This is a genomic window from Bradyrhizobium sp. HKCCYLRH2060 (assembly GCF_051168135.1).
In the GTDB taxonomy this organism is placed as follows: Bacteria; Pseudomonadota; Alphaproteobacteria; order Rhizobiales; family Xanthobacteraceae; genus Bradyrhizobium.
In genome coordinates, this window is the sequence record NZ_JBNPUK010000022.1 from 22,068 (window position 1) to 35,871 (window position 13,804).

A 13,804-nucleotide genomic window follows, 5' to 3' on the forward strand; every position below is an offset into this window, starting at 1 on the left:
ATGCCTCGATGGTTCGTCGCCGGGACGACTCCGAGGTTCGACGCATTTTCTACTTAAGTCGGCCGGAAAAAAACACCGGCCTGGGTGGGGATGATTAAAATATCTGCAACTGGCCGGTTGGCGAACGCATGTCCCGCATACGCCAACCGTTAGGTCGGCGCCTCAGGACGTCTTCTCGAACAATTCCCGCCCGATCAGCATGCGGCGGATCTCGCTGGTGCCGGCGCCGATCTCGTAGAGCTTGGCATCGCGCAACAGCCTCCCGGTCGCATAGTCGTTGATGTAGCCGTTGCCGCCGAGCAGCTGGATCGCGTCCAGCGCACATTGCGTCGCCTTTTCGGCGGCGAACAGAATGGCGCCCGCGGCGTCCTCGCGTGTCGTCTCGCCCCGATCGCAGGCCTTGGCCACCGCATAGACATAGGCGCGCGCGGCGTTCATCGTCGTATACATGTCGGCCACCTTGCCCTGGACGAGCTGGAAGGTGCCGATCGGCTGGCCGAACTGCTTGCGCTCGTGCACATAGGGCAGCACCGCGTCCATGCAGGCCTGCATGATGCCGAGCGGACCCGCCGCGAGCACCGCGCGCTCGTAGTCGAGGCCCGACATCAGCACGTTGACGCCGCGGCCGACCTGCCCCAGCACGTTCTCCTCCGGCACCTCGCAATCCTCGAACACCAGCTCGCAGGTGTCGGAGCCGCGCATGCCGAGCTTGTCGAGCTTCTGCGCGGTCGAGAACCCCTTCATGCCCTTCTCGATGATGAACGCGGTGATGCCGCGCGGGCCGCCTTGCGGATCGGTCTTGGCATAGACCACGAGCGTCTCCGCGACCGGACCGTTGGTGATCCACATCTTGTTGCCGTTGAGGACGAAGCGGTCGCCTTTCTTTTCGGCGCGCGTCTTCATCGACACCACGTCGGAGCCGGCCTGCGGCTCGGACATCGCCAGCGAGCCGACATGCTCGCCCGAGATCAGCTTGGGCAGATATTTGCGCTTCTGCGCCTCGTTGCCATTGCGGCGGATCTGGTTGACGCAGAGATTGGAGTGGGCGCCGTAGGACAGGCCGACCGAGGCCGAGGCGCGCGAGATCTCCTCCATGGCGATGCAGTGCTCGAGATAGCCGAGGCCGGCGCCGCCATACTCCTCCTCGACCGTGATGCCGTGCAGGCCGAGCTCGCCGATCCGCGGCCAGAGGTCGCGTGGAAACTGGTTGGAGCGGTCGATCTCGGCGGCGCGCGGCGCGATCTGCTCCTGCGAAAAGCTCGCCACCGTCTCGCGGATCGCGTCCGCGGTCTCGCCGAGATCGAAATTGAACATGCGCTGCGCGTTGGCGATCATGGGGCGGCCTCCTGCTAGTCTTCTGCTTTGCAACAATGGCTCAAAGCCATATTCCGTGGCGTGGCGCTTGTCACGCCCGACGTCCGGCCGAACACCAGCCTTGCGACGCAAGACTTGACGGGGCAGCCCCCGTCAAACTCGGCGCTTGCCCCGCGCTCCCGGGCAGGATGTAATCGCGCCAAGCATCGCCGGACAGCGCGAATCCGGCCATCAGGGAGACGTCCATGCACGGGACCAGCACGACGGCCGAGGCACATCGTCACGCCGCGAAGGGCGAGCGCGTCATCGACGCTGCCGCCGGCCGCGCCGCATCGCTGCCGCTCGCCGAATTCGACCCCGGTCATCCGGAGTTATTCCGCACCGACACGCACTGGCCCTATTTCGACCGGCTGCGCCGTGAGGATCCGGTGCACTACTGCAAGGAATCGATGTTCGGCCCCTACTGGTCGATCACCCGCTACGACGACATCATGGAGATCGAGACCAATCACGCGGTGTTCTCCTCGGCGTCCGCGCTCGGCGGCATCACCATTCGCGACGTCGATCCGGATCTCCGCCGCGAGAGCTTCATCGCGATGGACCCGCCGCGCCACGCCGCGCAGCGCAAGACCGTGGCGCCGATGTTCACGCCGACGCATCTCGACGAGCTCGCGATCAACATCCGCAAGCGCTCCGCCGAATGTTTGGACAATTTGCCTGTCGGCGAGGTGTTCGACTGGGTCGATCGCGTCTCGATCGAGCTGACCACGCAGATGCTGGCGGTGCTGTTCGACTTCCCCTGGGAAGACCGCCGCAAGCTGACGCGCTGGTCGGATATCGCCACCACGATTCCCGGCCCCGACGGGCTGGTAGCGACCGAGGACGAGCGGCAGGCGGAGCTGATGGACTGCGCGCGCTATTTCGGTCGGCTTTGGCAGGAGCGCGCCAGCCAGCCGCCGAAGAGCGACCTGCTGTCGATGATGGCCCACAGCGAGGCGACGCGGAACATGGACCCGAAGAACTTCCTCGGCAACCTCGTGCTGCTGATCGTCGGCGGCAACGACACCACGCGCAACACCATGTCCGGCAGCATCTATGCGCTCAGTCAGAACCCTGATCAGTACCGCAAGCTCAAGGACAACCCTGCGCTGATCGACAGCTTCGTGCCCGAGGTCATCCGCTGGCAGACCCCGCTCGCCCACATGCGCCGCACCGCGCTGGAGGACATCGAGTTCCGCGGCAAGCAGATCAGGAAGGGCGACAAGGTGGTGATGTGGTACGTCTCGGGCAACCGCGACGAGGCCGCCATCGAGCGCCCCTACGACTTCATCATCGACCGCGCCCGTCCGCGACAGCATCTGTCGTTCGGCTTCGGCATCCACCGCTGCGTCGGCCTGCGACTGGCCGAGCTGCAACTCAAGATCATCTGGGAGGAGATCCTGAAACGCTTCGATCATATCGACGTGATGGACGAGCCCAAGCGCGTCTATTCCAGCTTCGTGAAGGGATATGAGACATTGCCGGTCACGATTGCGGCGTAAGTTGTATTTGAGGGCGAATCGATCGCGAATTCGGGGGCGGCAGGAATTGCTTCGTCGGGTGAGCATGCTTCACGAATGCAGGCCGAGGCCGCTCAGCACGCTGCGCGATACAGTGCCCTCTCCCCTAAGGCGAAGCGAAGCTTCGCCAGGGTGGGAGAGAGGGCATCACCGGCCCATCCGCGCACGCGGTCGGGTGAGGGGTATCTCCCCGCGAGCGACGCTCGTGGAGAGATACCCCTCACCCGACCGAATTCGCAGAACTGTCCTACATGCCCTCTCCCACAAGGGGAGAGGGCGCATTCATGAGCACCGCGCCTGCCGATCCTCAAGTGGCGCGGTGATGAGTTCAACAAAAGGACCACCCCATGACCGCTCAGGCCGCGCTTCGTTCCGACCATGCCGATCTGCTGCGCGAGGCGCGGCTGGAGGCCTACTCCACCCCGATCGAGGACTTCCATCCCGGCGCGCCCAGGCTGTTCCAGAGCGACACGATCTGGCCGTGGTTCGAGCGGCTGCGCAAGGAGGCGCCGGTGCACTACTGCACCAAGGCGCCGATCGAGCCCTATTGGTCGGTGACGCGCTATCACGACATCATGCATGTCGACACCAGCCACGCGCTCTTCTCCTCGGACGTCAGCAATGGCGGCATCATGATCCGCGACGTGCCGCCCGGATATGAATGGCCGAGCTTCATCGCGATGGACGAACCCCGCCATGGCGAGCAGCGCAAGACGGTGCAGCCGATGTTCACGCCGGAGCATCTCGACGAGATGGCGGTGCTGATCCGGCAGCGCTCGGCCAAGGTGCTGGACTCGCTGCCGCGCAACGAGACCTTCAACTGGGTCGAGAAGGTCTCGATCGAGCTGACGACGCAGATGCTGGCGACCCTGTTCGATTTCCCGTTCGAGGAGCGCCGCAAGCTGACGCGCTGGTCGGATGTCTCAACCGCGCTGCCCAAGAGCGGCATCGTGTCATCGGAAGAGGAGCGCCGCCGCGAGCTCGGCGACTGTGCCGAGACCTTCGGCCGGATGTGGAAGCAACGCCAGGCCGAGCCCGGCCGCGACCTGATCTCGATGATGGCGCATAGCGAGGCGACGCGGCACATGACGCCGGACAATCTGATGGGCAATCTGATCCTGCTCATCGTCGGCGGCAACGACACCACCCGCAATACGATGACCGCCTCGGTGCTGGCGCTGAACGAGAACCCGGCCGAGTATCAGAAGCTGCGCGACAATCCGGCGCTGATCGAGACCATGGTGCCCGAGGTGATCCGCTGGCAGACGCCGCTCGCCCATATGCGGCGCACGGCGCTGGTCGATACCGAGCTCGGCGGGAAGACAATCAGGAAGGGTGATCGCGTCGTGATGTGGTACGTCTCGGGTAACCGTGATGATGAGGTGATCGAGAACCCCGACGCCTTCATCATCGACCGCAAGCGGCCGCGCATCCACCTCTCCTTCGGCTTCGGCATCCACCGCTGCGTCGGCATGCGGCTGGCCGAGCTGCAACTGCGCATCGTCTGGCAGGAGATCCTCAAGCGCTTCGACCGAATCGAGGTCGTGGGCGAGCCGAAGCGGGTCTATTCCAGCTTCGTGCGAGGTTACGAGTCGCTGCCTGTGAGGATTCCGGGGTGAGGGCCACGCCTGAGGCCCCCCACCTGTTCGATCGCCCGTCGTCGCAACCCGGCGGCGCAATTCGAGTTAGAAGCCGCGACTGAAATTGCCGTCAGCCCGCCCAATCTCGAGCGCTTGGGCCTTCGATACCCGATCGCGACACATGATGTATTTCAGAACCTGCACGTCGGTCCCGGCACGATGGGCACGCCACATGTCGAGGGAGAAGCCGTTCTTTGCCATGCAGGCTTGAGAGTGAGGACTGTCGTTGCGCTCTCTGGCGTTTGCAACGCTGGAAGCGAAGAGCGCGGTCGATACCAGGAAAAAACCAAGCAGTTTCATCAAATCATTCCCTTGAGATGTCATGTGAGATCAAACACGGGAACAATAGCCAGCACGATCGCAAGCACAAGCGTGGGGTTGCCCATAAAATCACGGGGAGACATGATGACCTCATGTGATGAGGCGCAACGCGTGCTTTGACCAGATCATTCCTCGCACCCTTTGCGGGTGCTCATTTACCGAAAGTCGTCATGGCAGTATCCGACCCGCCGACAACAGGCCCCGACTGGCCGCTTGCCATCTACGAGGCGCTGAAGGCCGCCGACGTCCGGCAACTCTGCTACGTCCCGGACGCCGGCCATTCCCGTCTGATCGGCCTTGCGCATGACGATCCCGCGATCGCCACCACGGTCCTGACCACCGAAGAGGAAGGCGTCGCGCTGTCCGCCGGCGCCTGGCTCGGCGGCCAGCGCGCGGTGCTGCTGATGCAATCGAGCGGCGTCGGCAATTGCGTCAACATGCTCTCGCTGCTTCAGAGCTGCCGCTTCCCGTTCCTCACTTTCGTGACCATGCGCGGCGAATGGGCCGAGTTCAATCCGTGGCAGGTGCCGATGGGAAAGGCCACGCAGGCCGCCTTCGAGATCATGGGCGTCACCGTGTTCCGGCTCGAGCATCCCGAGGACGCCGGCGAGATGGCGGCGGCCGCCGCCAAGCTTGCCTATGACAGCGATCAGCCGATCGCGGTGCTGATCTCCCAGCGCATGATCGGCGCCAAGAAGTGGACGGAGGTGAAGTGATGAGAGCACCGCTCGACCGCCGCACCGCCGTCAAGGCGCTGCTGCAGGACCGTGGCGACCTGCTGGTCGTCAGCGGCCTCGGTTCAGCGTCCTACGACGTGTTCGCCGCGGGCGATCACGACACCAACTTCTATCTCTGGGGCGCGATGGGCGGCGCAGCCATGATCGGCCTCGGATTGGCGCTGGCGCAGCCGTCACGACCCGTCGCGGTCATCACCGGTGACGGCGAGCAGTTGATGGGGCTCGGCAGCCTCGCGACATCGGCTGCGAAGAGGCCGCGCAATCTTGCGATCGTCGTGCTCGACAACGCCCATTTCGGCGAGACCGGGATGCAGATGAGCCATTCCGGGCTCGGCGCAAATCTCGAACTGATCGCGACCGGAGCCGGCTTTCCCTCGGTCAGCACCATCGAGGACAGCGCGGCGCTCGATGCCTTTCGGCCGAAGCTGCAAGATCTGTCCGGGCCGCATTTCGCCCGCGTCGCGATCTCGACCGATCACGTCGACCGCGCGCTGCCCGCACGCGACGGTGTCTTCCTCAAGAACCGTTTCCGCGGTCATCTCGGATTTCCCGTCAGCTAGAACGCAGCCGCAGGCCGCCTGCTCTGTCGCTCCGGCAAGGCTGCTCGGCTGCAACGCTGGCATTCCAAGCTTGCCAAGCGTGACCCGCTTGGTCATAGGCTATCAGGAACAAGTCCAGGGAGAGAGCCCAGGCCGCGTCACGGCGGCCCGCGGAGCAACACATGACAGACCAGCATCAGCACGACGATTACGCCGACATCCGCGACGCAGTGGCCAAGCTGTGCGCGCAGTTCCCCGGCGAATACTGGCGCAAGCTCGATCGCGAGATGGCCTATCCTTCCGCCTTCGTCGATGCGCTGACGCAGGCCGGCTATCTCTCCGTGCTGATCCCCGAGGAGTATGGCGGCGCCGGATTGAAGCTGTCGGCGGCGGCGGCGATCCTCGAGGAGATCCAGCGCGCCGGCTGCAATGGCGGCGGCTGTCATGCCCAGATGTACACGATGGGCACGGTGCTGCGGCACGGCTCGGCCGAGCAGAAGGCGAAGTGGCTGCCCAAGGTCGCCAGCGGTGAGTTGCGGCTGCAGGCGTTCGGTGTCACCGAGCCGACCTCGGGCACCGACACGACCTCGCTGAAGACGGTCGCGAAGCGTGACGGCGACAGCTACATCGTCAACGGCCAGAAGATCTGGACCAGCCGCGCCGAATATTCCGACCTGATGATCCTGCTCGCGCGCACCACGCCGAAGGACCAGGTGCAGAAGCGCACCGAGGGTCTCTCCGTTTTCATCGTCGACATGCGCGAGGCCAAGAAGGCAGGGCTCACCATCCGCCCGATCCGGACGATGATGAACCACGCCACGACGGAAGTGTTCTTCACCGACATGCGCGTTCCGGCGGAGAACCTGATCGGCGAGGAAGGCAAGGGCTTCCGCTACATCCTCTCCGGCATGAATGCCGAGCGCATCCTGATCGCGGCCGAATGCGTCGGGGATGCCAAATGGTTCATCGCCAAGGCCACCGCCTATGCCAAGGAGCGCGTCGTGTTCGGCCGTCCGATCGGCCAGAATCAAGGCATCCAGTTCCCGATCGCCAAGGCCTATGCGTCGATGCGGGCCGCCGAGCTGATGGTCAAGGAAGCCACCCGCAAATACGAGGCCGGGCAGGATTGCGGCGCCGAAGCCAACATGGCCAAGATGCTCGCGGCCGACGCCTCGTTCGAGGCGGCCAATGCCTGCATCCAGACCCATGGCGGCTTCGGCTTCGCCGAGGAATACGACGTCGAACGCAAGTTCCGCGAAACGCGGCTGTATCAGGTGGCGCCGATCTCGACCAACCTCATCCTCTCCTACGTCGCCGAGCACGTGCTCGGCATGCCGCGTTCGTACTGATATGCACGGTCGGAACAATCGCCCGCGGCCATCCTTCGAGACGCCCGCCTGCGGCGGGCTCCTCAGGATGAGGATCTTGTATGCGACGAAATCTTTAGCCCCTCATGGTGAGGAGCGCCGCCCTTGCGGCGCGTCTCGAACCATGAGGCCCCATTTCGTGAGTTCACGCCATGCTGCCGCTTGAGGGAATCACCGTCATCGCCGTCGAGCAGGCGGTGGCCGCGCCGTTCTGCTCGTCGCGGCTGGCCGATGCCGGCGCTCATGTCATCAAGATCGAGCGGCCCGAGGGCGATTTCGCCCGTGGCTATGACGCCGCCGCCAAGGGGCAGAGCAGCTACTTCGTCTGGCTCAACCGCGGCAAGGATTCGCGCGTCGTCGATCTCGCCAAGCCGGAAGGCCGCGCCGAGCTCGAGAAGCTGATCGCCGGCGCCGACGTGCTGCTGCAGAACCTCAAGCCCGGCTCGATGGACAGAATGGGCTTCGCCCGCGAGCGGCTGCGCAAGGACTATCCGAAGCTGATCTGCTGCACCATCACCGGTTACGGCGACACCGGTCCCTACGCCGACCGCAAGGCCTATGACCTGCTGATCCAGGCCGAGAGCGGGCTCGCCTCGATCACCGGCGGGCCGGATGGTCCGTCGCGCGTCGGCATGTCGATCGTCGACGTCGCCACCGGCGCGACGGCGCATGCCGCGATCCTGGAGGCGCTGATCAAGCGCGGCCGCACCGGCGACGGCGCCGATATCAGGATCTCGATGTTCGACGTGATGGCCGACTGGCTCACGGTGCCGCTGCTCAACGCGGAAGCCGGCAATGCGCCGAAGCGCATCGGCCTCGCCCATCCCTCGATCGCGCCCTATGGCGTGTTCACCTCGAAGGACGGCAAGGACATCCTGATCTCGATCCAGAGCGAGCGCGAGTGGAAGACGCTGTGTGCCAAGGTGCTGGACCAGCCTGCCCTGCCCGACGATCCGCGCTTCGCCAACATGGTCGCGCGCGTGCGCAATCGTGCGCTGACCGACGGCATCGTCGCCGAGCGCTTCGCGGCGCTGTCGCGCGATGAGCTGCTGGGCAAGCTCGCGAGCGCCGACATCGCCTTTGCCGAGGTCAACAGCATGTCGGATCTCGCGGTCCACCCGCATCTGCGGCGGATCGAGGTCGACACGCCAAACGGCGTCGTCAGCTATCCCGCACCGGCGGCGATCGTGGTCGGCGACGACAGGCGTTACGGCGCCGTGCCCGCGATCGGCGAGGCCGCCTCGCCCCATCAGCGAAAGGGATGATCATGACGGACATGCTCGATCTCGATCACCTCCGGCAATGGATCGGCCGCAGCGCCGAGGCGACCGACCTCGTCACCCCGCAGCTCACCAAGGGCCTGCGCGCGACGCTGTTCCTGGACATCGGCGAACCGACGACCGGCGACATCGCGCCCTACACAGTGCACTGGTGTTTGGGCCAACCGGTGTTTCCGCACGATCAGCTCGGCCCCGACGGCCATCCGACGCGCGGCGGCTTCCTGCCGCCGGTGCCGCTGCCACGGCGGATGTGGGCCGGCGGCGAGGTGCAGTTCGTCGATCCCCTGCGCGTCGGCGATGTCGCGACGCGTGTTTCGACGATCACCGACGTCACCCTGAAGAGCGGCTCGACCGGCCAGCTCTGCTTCGTGTCGGTGGAGCATGTCGTATCGACGCCGCGCGGTGTCGCGGTCCGTGAGCGCCAGGACATTGTCTATCGCGACATGGGCGGCGCGCCGGCTGCGCCGGCAAAAGCGCCGCCGCCTCCGGTCGCGCAGCACAGCGAGACGCGCGTGTCCGATGCGGTGCTGCTGTTTCGCTATTCCGCGCTGACCTTCAACGGCCACCGCATCCACTACGACCGCGACTACGTCACCAGGGTCGAAGGCTATCCGGGCCTGATCTTCCACGGCCCGCTGCAGGCGGCGCTGCTGGTCGAGTTCGCCGCCAGGCTGAAGGGCAAGCCGCCGGCCAGGTTCACCTACCGCGGCGTGCAACCGTTGTTCGAAGGCAGCGAGTTCTCGGTCAACGCCAACGACAAAGATGGCGGCCTCGAGCTGTGGACGGCCAACGCCGAGCGGCAGCCGACCATGAAGGGCACCGCGACGTGGTGAGATAGGCTATCGTCATTGCGAGCGAAGCGAAGCAATCCAGGGCCGCACCCGGGACTCTGGATTGCTTCGTCGCTTCGCTCCTCGCAATGACGGCAATTCGAGGAAACGCCTTTGGCAAGAACAACCAAAACAACAACCAAGCCCGTGACCGTCAAGCAGGCCACCTTCGCGCTGCTCCGCGCCTTCGGCATCAAGAAGGTGTTCGGAAATCCCGGCTCGACCGAGCTGCCGTTCCTCAGCGACTGGCCCGAGGACATCGACTACGTGCTCGGCCTGCAGGAGGCCTCCGTCGTCGGCATGGCCGACGGCTACGCGCAGGCGACGCGCAATGCCGGCTTCGTCAATCTGCATTCGGCGGCCGGCGTCGGCAACGCGCTCGGCAACATCTACACCGCGCACCGCAACCAGACGCCGCTCGTCATCACGGCCGGCCAGCAGGCGCGCTCGATCCTGCCGCTGCAGGCGTTTCTCTATGCTGAGCGTCCCTCGGAGTTTCCGCGCCCCTACGTCAAATACAGCGTCGAGCCGGCGCGGCCCGAGGACGTGCCGGGCGCGATCGCGCGCGCCTACTACACGGCGATGCAGCCGCCCTGCGGGCCGACCTTCGTCTCGATCCCGATCGACGACTGGATGCATCCGGCGCAGCCGATCGCCGCACGCAAGGTCAGCCGCGAGCTCGGCCCCGATCGCGCCGCGATGGACGAGCTGGTGGGCGCGCTCGCCGCCGCGAGGAATCCCGCGCTCGTGGTCGGCCCCGGCATCGATCGCGCCGGCTGCGTCGACCTGATGGTTGCGGTCGCCGAGAAGGCCAGGGCCGCGGTCTGGGTCAGCCCGTTCTCGGCGCGCTGCTCGTTCCCCGAGCGCCATCCGCAATTCCAGGGCTTCCTGCACGCCTCGCCCGGACAATTGTCCGACGCCCTGAAGCCGCACGACCTCGTCGTCGTGATCGGCGCGCCGGTCTTCACCTTCCATGTCGAAGGCCATGCCGCGATCTTTGACGGCGCGACGACGCTGTATCAGATCACCGACGACGCCGAGGGCGCCGCGGTGCCGCCGATCGGCACCAGCATCATCGCGACGATGCGCCCGGCGCTGTCGCTGCTGCTGGAGCTGCTGCCGGAGACCAGGCGCACGGCGCCGAAGGGCCGCGTACTGCCGGCGGCGCCGAAGCCAGCCGATCCGATCCCGGTCGACTATCTCCTACATACGCTGGCGCAGGCGCTTCCGGCGGGCAGCGCCGTGGTCGAGGAGATTCCCTCGCACCGGCCGGTGATGCACAAGTACATGCCGATGCCGGGCGCGGATTCGTTCTACACGATGGCGAGCGGCGGGCTCGGCTACAGCCTGCCGGCGGCGGTCGGCATGGCGCTGGGCCGTAGCACCGGCCGCACGGTGTGCCTGATCGGCGACGGCTCGGCGATGTATTCGCTGCAGGCGCTGTGGACATCAGCGCAGCGCCGGCTGCCGCTGACGGTCGTGGTCATCAACAATTCCGGCTATGGCGCGATGCGCTCGTTCAGCCAGGTCATGCAGGTGCGCAACGTGCCCGGGCTCGAGCTGCCCGGCCTCGATTTCGTCAAGCTCGCCGAGGGCATGGGCTGCGACGCGATGCGCGTGAGCCATGCCGCCGAGCTCGAAGGTGCGCTGGCGCGAGGCCTCTCCCATGCCGGCACCAGCCTCATCGAGGTGATGGTCGACGCCGCGGTGCCGCTGCTCTACGCCCAGAAGGGCTGAGCCCGCGTTCGTACAGCGGACGTTCTGTCAACTGCGCCGTATGCGACAATACGTCGCATCTTCAATGGCGGCAGCATGGCTCGCCGCGAAATGCTCATCGGCCCGCCGCAACCGTGCAACCGGCGGTGTCGAGCGCAACCAATTGTTTCCAAAGCTTTCTGCTCCCCCGCGCCATCTCGCCGCGGCCGGCTTGCCGCAAACATCGCGAAATCCTGCCGTCAGCTCGCAGGCAGACGCCTTGCTGCTTGCAAGGTCCGACCATTCTGCAAGCCAAAATCATTTTCAAAAGGTTCCATCATCCAATCCAGCGTACCAAGGGAGTTGAGCTGATGGCGGATAAGAAGAATCTTCAAACCGCGGCGTCGAGGACCGATCTCTATCGCCATGTCAGCGTGCTGGCCCTGATGTCCGCTCTGGCGGTGACGGCGCTGCCGCATCAGGCCCATGCGCAGGCGATGACCACCGCCCTTGCCACGTCGGCCACCACCAACGCCGCCGCGAAGGCGGCGCAGGATGCGGCGGCGAAAGCCGCGGCACAGGCGGCCGCCAAGGCTGCCCAGGATGCCGCTGCCAAGGCCGCGGCTGCTGCCGCCGCCAAGGCCGCGCAGCAGGCCGCCGCCAAGGCTGCGCAGCAGGCTGCTGCGAAGGCGGCGACCGACGCGGCTGCGAAGGCTGCAGCCAACGCCGCTGCGAAGGCCGCGGCCAGCGCCGCCGCCAAGGCTGCTTCCACGGCTGCCTCCACGGCTGCGACCGCCGCTGCGGCGACCGCGGCGAGCAGTGCCGCCAAGACTGCGGCTGCAACGACGACGGCCGCGGCCATGACGACCAGCACCACCGCCAAGCCGGTTGCTGCCACCACCACCACCGCGGCTGCGACGACCAGCACGGCCGCCAAGCCTGTCGCCGCCGCCAGCACCGCTGCCAAGCCCGCTGCTGCCGCCACCGCGGCAACGACGACGACCGGCACGGCCAAGACCGCCGCCGCGACCACCACAAGCACGACCACCACCGCCGCCAAGCCGGCCGCGGCAACCACGACCACCGTCGCGCTCGCCAAGGCCACCGCGGCGCCGGCAGCCGCAGCGACGCCGGCCAAGGCGGCCGCCGCAGCGTCGAGCAGCAGCGATGCCGTCGCCAAGGCCAATGCCGCCGCAGCAGCCGCGGCGCAGACCGCGGCCGCCGCCGAGGCGCAGGTCGCTGCCGACCGCAAGGCGATCGACGTCGCCCGTCAGGCCGAGCAGAACGCGAAGGGCGCCGCGATCGAGGCGCAGGAACAGGCTGAAAAGAACCCGACAGCCGCCAACCAGGCCGCGGCGACCGCGAACGCCGCGAAGCTGAGCGCGGCCTCGGCCGCGCTGCAGGCCGCGTTCCAGAAGCTCGACAAGGACATCGACGTCTCCAACGAGGCCAAGGAAGCCGCCAACGCCGCCAAGGACACCGCGCGCGAGACGGCCGAGGCCGCCGGCAAGGCGGCCCAGCAGGCCGGCCAGGCGGCCGGCAACGCCAACAATGGCGGCAATGCCAACAATGGCGGAGCGGCGGCCGGCAACGGCGGCAACAACAACAATAACAACAACCAGCAGAACCAGGCGGCCCAGGAAGCCGCCGAGCAGGCTGCGCTGCAGGCGGCGTTGAAGACCGGCGAGCAGGCACGCGCGGTGGCCCAGCAGAAGACCCAGGCCGCGCAGGCGGCCGCGACCCAGAACCAGAAGACGGTCGAGGCTGCGCTGAACCAGAAGATCGGCACGATCGATGCGACCGTCGAAGCGGCCGAGCAGAAGGTGAACGCCGACCGGCAGGCCCTGGAGCAGGCGCGCCAGGCTGCGCAACAGGCCAAGCAGGACGCACAGGAGGCCGCCGAGGTCCTCGAGCGCGCCAACAATGCGGCCAACCAGGCTGCGCTGGCGGCCGCCCAGGCCAAGGCGCAGACCACCGCCAACGCCTTCAACCAGGCCAACGCGACGCTGAACGCCGACAACCAGGCCCTGACCCAGGCCCGCGAGACCGGCGAGCAGCAGGAGCAGGCGCTGCGGGCCACGGCTCAGCAGCAGATCCAGGCCGGCTACACCGCCGCCCAGCAGGCCACCCAGGCCGCCTGGGCCGAGGCGCAGCAGATCGGCAACGCCGCGCTGGCCGCGCTCGAACAGTAAGACCGCTCCGCGCCGCCGCTCGGGTTACGCCGGGCGACGCGGACACCGATAACGATAACAAGACCATCACCAGCCGCATGCCGAACCGACCGGGGATGGCGCACGCGTCGGCGACCTGACCTCATCCCGCCGCGTGAGACTCCCCGGTCACCCCACCCGTCAGGCATGCGTTGCCTCGAGGCCCCGTCCCCTGCGGGGCCTTTCTTTTTTGCGCGAGATGGGCCAGCCCGCCCTCGACGGCGATGCAGACCGCGCGCATCGGCCGCAAATCCGGTCGGACAGACGTCGCCGCGTCGGAAGCGCGGGTTCGCGTTCGCGCCCTCGCTGTCG

Annotated in this window: 11 protein-coding genes; 9 read left to right on the top strand and 2 right to left on the bottom strand. The window is 66.7% G+C overall.

Annotated elements, in window-relative coordinates; translation table 11 throughout:
• Positions 1-162: 162 nt before the first annotated feature.
• A complete protein-coding gene (locus ACQR10_RS29960; protein ID WP_315803196.1) occupies positions 163-1,335 on the bottom strand; it encodes an isovaleryl-CoA dehydrogenase in 1,173 nt (390 codons plus the stop codon).
• A gap of 224 nt (positions 1,336-1,559) precedes the next feature.
• On the opposite strand from ACQR10_RS29960, the gene ACQR10_RS29965 reads away from it, so the two are divergent.
• Both ACQR10_RS29965 and ACQR10_RS29970 read left to right on the top strand, forming a co-directional pair.
• Positions 1,560-2,855 (top strand): cytochrome P450, encoded by a 1,296-nt coding sequence (locus tag ACQR10_RS29965; protein ID WP_316216574.1) that lies wholly within the window; start codon positions 1,560-1,562, stop codon positions 2,853-2,855.
• A 365-nt stretch (positions 2,856-3,220) separates the two neighbouring features.
• Complete coding sequence (locus tag ACQR10_RS29970; RefSeq protein ID WP_434912175.1) at positions 3,221-4,492, top strand: cytochrome P450; 1,272 nt, start codon at positions 3,221-3,223, stop codon at positions 4,490-4,492.
• Between the two features lie 66 nt (positions 4,493-4,558).
• Here ACQR10_RS29970 and ACQR10_RS29975 read toward each other — a convergent pair whose 3' ends face one another.
• Positions 4,559-4,813, bottom strand: coding sequence for a hypothetical protein (locus ACQR10_RS29975; protein ID WP_316216572.1), 255 nt, complete (start codon positions 4,811-4,813; stop codon positions 4,559-4,561).
• Between the two features lie 191 nt (positions 4,814-5,004).
• Between ACQR10_RS29975 and ACQR10_RS29980 the strand changes: the two genes are divergently transcribed.
• The 7 genes from ACQR10_RS29980 (at position 5,005) to ACQR10_RS30010 (ending at position 13,474) form a co-directional block, all read left to right on the top strand.
• Positions 5,005-5,550, top strand: coding sequence for a phosphonopyruvate decarboxylase (locus tag ACQR10_RS29980; RefSeq protein WP_434873308.1), 546 nt, complete (start codon positions 5,005-5,007; stop codon positions 5,548-5,550).
• Entirely contained in the window at positions 5,550-6,131 is a 582-nt protein-coding gene (locus tag ACQR10_RS29985) for a thiamine pyrophosphate-dependent enzyme (protein ID WP_434873309.1), read from the top strand. The genes ACQR10_RS29980 and ACQR10_RS29985 overlap by 1 nt, the downstream gene beginning before the upstream one ends.
• A 161-nt stretch (positions 6,132-6,292) precedes the next feature.
• Complete coding sequence (locus tag ACQR10_RS29990) at positions 6,293-7,459, top strand: acyl-CoA dehydrogenase family protein (protein WP_315803190.1); 1,167 nt, start codon at positions 6,293-6,295, stop codon at positions 7,457-7,459.
• Positions 7,460-7,629: 170 nt separating this feature from the next.
• Positions 7,630-8,742: a CaiB/BaiF CoA transferase family protein gene (locus ACQR10_RS29995; protein WP_315803189.1), complete on the top strand. Its 1,113-nt coding sequence runs from the start codon at positions 7,630-7,632 to the stop codon at positions 8,740-8,742.
• A 2-nt stretch (positions 8,743-8,744) separates the two neighbouring features.
• Positions 8,745-9,590, top strand: coding sequence for an FAS1-like dehydratase domain-containing protein (locus ACQR10_RS30000; RefSeq protein ID WP_434912176.1), 846 nt, complete (start codon positions 8,745-8,747; stop codon positions 9,588-9,590).
• Positions 9,591-9,701: 111 nt separating this feature from the next.
• Positions 9,702-11,324, top strand: a complete 1,623-nt coding sequence (gene mdlC, locus ACQR10_RS30005; RefSeq protein WP_434912177.1) for a benzoylformate decarboxylase — start codon at positions 9,702-9,704, stop codon at positions 11,322-11,324.
• A gap of 329 nt (positions 11,325-11,653) precedes the next feature.
• A complete protein-coding gene (locus tag ACQR10_RS30010) occupies positions 11,654-13,474 on the top strand; it encodes a hypothetical protein (protein WP_316216563.1) in 1,821 nt (606 codons plus the stop codon).
• Positions 13,475-13,804 lie beyond the last annotated feature (330 nt).

Bases quoted from the DNA above. Each gene is read 5' to 3' on its own strand.
- ACQR10_RS30000 (WP_434912176.1), top strand. From the start codon at position 8,745: ATGACGGACATGCTCGATCTCGATCACCTCCGGCAATGGATCGGCCGC.
- ACQR10_RS29980 (WP_434873308.1), top strand. From the start codon at position 5,005: ATGGCAGTATCCGACCCGCCGACAACAGGCCCCGACTGGCCGCTTGCC.
- ACQR10_RS29970 (WP_434912175.1), top strand. From the start codon at position 3,221: ATGACCGCTCAGGCCGCGCTTCGTTCCGACCATGCCGATCTGCTGCGC.
- ACQR10_RS29965 (WP_316216574.1), top strand. From the start codon at position 1,560: ATGCACGGGACCAGCACGACGGCCGAGGCACATCGTCACGCCGCGAAG.
- ACQR10_RS29960 (WP_315803196.1), bottom strand. From the start codon at position 1,335: ATGATCGCCAACGCGCAGCGCATGTTCAATTTCGATCTCGGCGAGACC.
- ACQR10_RS29975 (WP_316216572.1), bottom strand. From the start codon at position 4,813: ATGAAACTGCTTGGTTTTTTCCTGGTATCGACCGCGCTCTTCGCTTCC.
- ACQR10_RS29990 (WP_315803190.1), top strand. From the start codon at position 6,293: ATGACAGACCAGCATCAGCACGACGATTACGCCGACATCCGCGACGCA.
- ACQR10_RS30010 (WP_316216563.1), top strand. From the start codon at position 11,654: ATGGCGGATAAGAAGAATCTTCAAACCGCGGCGTCGAGGACCGATCTC.
- ACQR10_RS29995 (WP_315803189.1), top strand. From the start codon at position 7,630: ATGCTGCCGCTTGAGGGAATCACCGTCATCGCCGTCGAGCAGGCGGTG.
- ACQR10_RS29985 (WP_434873309.1), top strand. From the start codon at position 5,550: ATGAGAGCACCGCTCGACCGCCGCACCGCCGTCAAGGCGCTGCTGCAG.